Source organism: uncultured Corynebacterium sp. (assembly GCF_902782855.1).
Lineage (GTDB): Bacteria > Actinomycetota > Actinomycetes > Mycobacteriales > Mycobacteriaceae > Corynebacterium.
This window is the reverse complement of record NZ_CACZOO010000058.1, coordinates 1-2,336: the sequence shown is the minus strand read 5'-3', so window position 1 is coordinate 2,336 and position 2,336 is coordinate 1. Positions and strand designations below refer to the sequence as shown.

The window sequence follows — 2,336 nt, the reverse complement described above, 5'->3', positions numbered from 1 at the left end:
GGCGTAGTCCCCGTTCAAAGGACTCCATCATCGCTGCGACACGCGTCGTCAGCGTCACCAGCAGGGCGGCCGAAATGGAGGCCAGGAGCACAAGAACCGTGGTGAGGGCCTTTTCCCCGCCCGTCCGCCACCACAGCAGCAGCCCCACGGCCAGGAGGATCGGCAGCACCAGCGTGAGCTGGCGTACCAGTGCCCGCAGCGGAACCCGTGCGATGACGGTTCCGACGAGGACGACAGCGATGAGGGATCCCGCGGCCACCTGCCAGGTATCCACGAGCAGGGCCGTCGTGATGAGGTACACCGCCAGGAGGAGGATCTTCACTCCTGGCCTGGCGCGGTGGATGATGCTGGTACCGGGGACGTAGAGCCCCAGGGGAACCCGGGACGGACTGATCACGGCCGGGCCCTCCGTTCCATCCGGTCGATGTACCCGCGGATGACCTCGGGGGGAGGACCGTCGTCAATGACCCGGCCGTCGTCGATGCACAGCGTCCGGTCGGCGTCCGCAGCCAGCTCCAGGTCGTGGGTCACCACGATGAGCTGCTGGGAGAGTGCGTCGAACCGACGACGCAGCCGGTTGCGGTTGACCAGGTCGAGCAGCCCGGTGGGCTCGTCGGCGAGGATCACCGCGGGGTCCAGCGCCGTAACGGACGCGAGGGCGAGCATCTGCTTCTCGCCGCCGGACAGCAGGTGGGGCGACTGCTCCTCTCTGCCGGACAGCCCGACCGAGGCGAGTGCCGCGGCGACGGTGTCTGCGGTCCCCCGCCGTGACAGTCCGGTGCCGCGCAGAGAGAATGCCACGTCCTCGGCTACGGTGGGCATGATGATCTGGTTGTCCGGGTCGGAGAAGAGGAATCCGACACGCTGGCGGACCTTGTGGCCCTTCTTCGCCACGTCGAGTCCGTCGACGGTGATATGTCCGGTGGTGGCGGTGGTCAGGCCGTTGATCATCCTGATGAAGGTGGACTTCCCGGAGCCGTTGGCGCCGATGATGCTGATGCGTTGTTCGCCGAGGGTGCAGGTCACCGGATGGAGCAGGATCCGACCGTCGACGGTGACGCCGGCTTCAGTGAAGGTGATGGGGGTGGGAGGTGTGGGGTGCATCAGGCTGCGGCTGCCGCGGTCCGGTCCGCGTCCGGGGCACTGTCGGGGGCACCGTCGGGGGTCCTGCTCCGACGGCCGCCTCGCAGGTCGGGTACTGCCCGCAGAACTGCTGCGGAGACCAGGGCGGCGACGACGACCTTGGCGGCGTCCCCGGGGATGAAGGGACCGTTGGAGACCAACGCAGCACCGAAGTCCATGTCGGTGCGGAGCATCAGGCCGACGGAGCCGGACACGTACTGGACCGTGACGCCGAGCACGCCGGCGACGATGAACCAGGTGAGTTGCAGCCACCGGGGGTGCCGCGGGGCAAGGTCGCACAGGGCGCCGACGAGGAAACCGGTGAGCGCGTAACCGACGAGGTATCCGACAGTCGGCCCCGAGACCGAAGTCAGTGCGGGGGTCCAGCCCGCCATGTTCGGGACCCCGAGGAAACCGACCCCGAGGAAAAGCAGGACCGCCAGGCCGCCGCGACGCCAACCGAGGATCATGCCGGCCAGGAGTACGCCCATGTTCTGCAGGACGATCGGGACGCCAGCGCTTCCGACCGGGACCGAGACGGCGCCGAGGACGATGATCAGGGCGGCGAAGGCGGCAATGACCGCGATATCGGCGGCGCTGACGGGGCGTGACGCGTGCACTGCGGGTGTTCTGTTCGACATGGGACGCAGTTTAACCCGAGACTTGTACGGTGTTCAAGTCGTGGTTGCCGGACCACTGCGGGCACATGGGGACGTCCGGCGGCCGGGTTGGCGTGGTGCTCTGTTAGCGTGGTGGTCATGCGTCGCACAGAATTCGACCGGTTGGTCGCTGGGGAGTTCGGCGACTCCTTCGGCTCGTGGATTGCGGGGTCCCATGTCCTCACCGGCTTCGGGGCGACGTCTGCGCAGCTCATCGAGCAGGGGCATGACCTCCGGGAGCTCTGGTGGGCCCTGTGCGAGGACTTTGATGTCCCCGAGGAGCGCAGGTTGGGTGAGGATGAGTGACATTCGAACAGAAGTTCGTGTACTGTCTGGACGTGTCCGGTGGTGACTGTACAACTGTGGTGAACCACGGAGGGCTCCGCGGAGTCTAGAAGAGTGGGGGCAGGTCATCCGGACCTGTTCCCGGGACGGCCCGCAGGGCCTGAGCATGTACACAGGTGAAGGAGAGAACCATGGCTGCAAAGAAGAAGGGTCCGGGCGGTGCAGGAGCCGACCGGCAGAAGGCGCTCGACCTGGCGATGGCCCAGATCG

The 2,336-nt window shown here is 67.2% G+C and carries 3 protein-coding genes and 1 pseudogene; 1 reads left to right on the top strand and 3 read right to left on the bottom strand.

Annotated features, from left to right (window positions below):
• From QZV72_RS02475 to QZV72_RS02465, 3 genes and pseudogenes are all read right to left on the bottom strand, one after another.
• Positions 1-397, bottom strand: a pseudogene (locus QZV72_RS02475) (energy-coupling factor transporter transmembrane protein EcfT); the annotation flags it as partial.
• Entirely contained in the window at positions 394-1,104 is a 711-nt protein-coding gene (locus QZV72_RS02470) for an energy-coupling factor ABC transporter ATP-binding protein (protein ID WP_297004840.1), read from the bottom strand. The pseudogene QZV72_RS02475 and the gene QZV72_RS02470, both read right to left, overlap by 4 nt.
• The gene (locus QZV72_RS02465; protein ID WP_297004838.1) at positions 1,104-1,763 is read right to left on the bottom strand and encodes a biotin transporter BioY; all 660 of its coding nucleotides are present in this window, start codon (positions 1,761-1,763) and stop codon (positions 1,104-1,106) included. The genes QZV72_RS02470 and QZV72_RS02465 overlap by 1 nt, the downstream gene beginning before the upstream one ends.
• A 117-nt stretch (positions 1,764-1,880) precedes the next feature.
• On the opposite strand from QZV72_RS02465, the gene QZV72_RS02460 reads away from it, so the two are divergent.
• A complete protein-coding gene (locus tag QZV72_RS02460) occupies positions 1,881-2,087 on the top strand; it encodes a DUF3046 domain-containing protein (RefSeq protein ID WP_297004836.1) in 207 nt (68 codons plus the stop codon).
• Positions 2,088-2,336: the final 249 nt, after the last annotated feature.